At 48.6% G+C, this 2,623-nt stretch carries 1 protein-coding gene; it reads left to right on the top strand.

What is annotated here, in order from left to right; all coding sequences use genetic code 11:
* The coding region (locus PN499_RS14935; protein WP_272032779.1) for a CHAT domain-containing protein at positions 1-2,393 on the top strand (2,393 nt) is incomplete at its 5' end.
* Between the last annotated feature and the right edge of the window lie 230 nt (positions 2,394-2,623).

Below are 2,623 nucleotides of genomic sequence, written 5' to 3'. Positions count from 1 at the left end.
TAACAGACCCGCCTGGATCGGGAGGTTCCTCAGAACAAAATACTCAACAGAATTCGGCATCAACAGAGCAGAATCCCACTTCCTCACCACAAGGAAATACTCAACAGAATTCGGCATCAACAGAGCAGAATCCCACTTCCTCACCACAAGGAAATACTCAGCAGGGTTCGACGATCGCTCAAAAAATGCAAGACTGCCAACAACAGGTTAAGGCGATCAACACGACTGGGGCAGGTCAGCGCACTGGAGGAAATTATGCCAAGCTGATCGAGTGCTACAAGCAAAATCTAGACGTTGCCAAACAGGAGAAGAGTTTTGAGTGGGAAGCCTATGCACTGAACAATTTAGCCATTTCCCACTACGTAGTCGGAGACTACCTTAAGGCAATTGAGTTTCACCAGCAGCAACTGGAAAGAGCGCGACAGGCTCGCAGTAGCGCCCAAGAAGGTCTTGCTTTAGCAGGCATGGGTGCAGCTTATGCTGCCCTTGGGGACTACGAAAAAGCGATCGCCTTCTATACCCAAAGCTTAGGAATTACACCCGTTGAATCTGCCCCGCAGTGGAAATCGTTAACGCTGAGAAATCTGGGAAATGCGTATCTCGCTCAAAACGATTATCAAAAAGCCATTCAGTATCAAGAAGAGAGCTTGGCTCTTTCTAGAACAATTGGCGATCGCCACGGGGAATTGCAGGCATGGGGAAACTTAGGGAATGCCCAAGCAATTTCCGGTGACTTTAATCGCGCCACTGAGTACCTGCAACAAAGCTTGAGTCTGGCGCGGAAACTAGGCAATCGCTTAGAGGAGGCACAAGCCCTCTTGGGTCTGGGTACAACCTACTCTTACCGCCGAGACTATGCCAAGGCGGTCGAGTACCATCAACAGAGTTTAGTGCTCGTCCGGGAAGTCCGGGCCCGCCTCGGTGAAGGCATCGTGCTGACCAATTTAGGAGATGCTCAGTTTCGCTTAAATCAGCTTGTTGAAGCCGAACGAGTCCTATTCGATGGAATTAAGCTTTGGGAATCTCTACGTGCTGGACTGGGTACGAATGATGCCTTCAAAGTCTCCATTTTTGAAACGCAAATTACTGCCTATCGCAATCTTCAAGAAGTCCTCAGTGTCCAGAATAAATTCAATGCCGCTTTGGAAATTGCTGAGCGAGGGCGTGCCCGTGCTTTTGTGGAGTTATTAGCCAGACGCATCAAATCGAGTGAAACTGTTAGCGAAAAAGCTCAGTTCCCTTCAATCGAGCAAATCCAACGCACTGCCAAAAAGCAGAATGCCACGCTCGTTGAATATTCAATTATTCGCGAGCAATTTGTCGAGACTCCACACGGCGCATCTGTTCAACAGACAGGAGAACCCCAGGACTCGGAACTGTTTATTTGGGTTGTCAAACCAACGGGTGAAATCGCCTTTCGTCGGGTTGACCTCAAATTCCTGCAACAGGAAAAGACATCCTTGGAAAACCTCGTAGCTACCAGCCGAATTTTAAAGGGACCGAGGACACGTCAAGGAGAAGCAGCACGAACGAAACTGCATCAATTAGCGATCGCACCCATTGCCGATCTTCTGCCAACAGACCCCAATGCGCGTGTCATTTTCATTCCCCAAGAATCTATGTTTTTGTTGCCCTTTCCCGCCTTACGAGACACGGCTGGTCGATACCTAATTGAGAAACATACAATCTTAACAGCTCCAGCCATTGATGTCCTCACGCTAACAAATCAACAACGTCAGCAATTAGCGGCAAAATATCCAGAACCGCCTCAAGGAAAAGAGGTTTTGGTAGTGGGTAATCCGACAATGCCCACACTCAAAAAGAGTGGAGAAAAGCCATATCAGTTAGCGTCGTTACCAGCGTCTGAAGAGGAAGCCAAGGAGATTGCCAGACTTTTGAACACCCAAGCCATCGTCGGCGATCGGGCTACCAAAGTCAATATTTTGCAGCAATTGCCCTCTGCGCGCCTGGTACATCTTGCCACTCATGGGTTACTCGACGATATCAGGGAATTGGGCGTACCGGGTGCCATAGCGCTAGCGCCGTCAGCCAACGATGATGGCTTCCTCACCGCTGGGGAAATTTTAAAGCTAAAGCTCAACGCCGAATTAGTTGTTTTGAGTGCTTGTGACACAGGACAGGGGAAAGTTACAGGAGATGGCGTTATCGGGCTATCTCGTTCCTTGATTGTCGCTGGCGTTCCGAGTACCATTGTGTCGCTGTGGGCGGTACCGGATGTTGCTTCAGCCCTGTTGATGACCGAATTTTATCGCCATCTCGCTTCAAATCCCGACAAAGCGCAAGCACTACGTCAGGCAATGCTGACGACAATGAAACAATACCCGCAACCCGACAACTGGGCAGCCTTTACCCTAATTGGTGAAGCTAAATAAAGTACCAACTGTTATCACCAGTTTGGTCAGGATTATCGAGAGCATCGCGATTTGGCAAAAAGCAAAAATATTAAACCCTACATTCCGCAGCTGGGGGGGTGACAATCCGGCCCAAAGGCTTATGGGGTAAAGATTGAGCCGAGTTGTGGTAAAAAAAGATAGGCAGCCAAATTGTTACACGCTTGCCTATCGAAAAACATAATGTTACCCTCATTTTATCAGATCCACTT

Source organism: Kamptonema animale CS-326 (assembly GCF_028330895.1).
In the GTDB taxonomy this organism is placed as follows: Bacteria; Cyanobacteriota; Cyanobacteriia; order Cyanobacteriales; family Microcoleaceae; genus Kamptonema; species Kamptonema formosum.
This window is presented reverse-complemented; position numbering and strand designations above follow the sequence as displayed.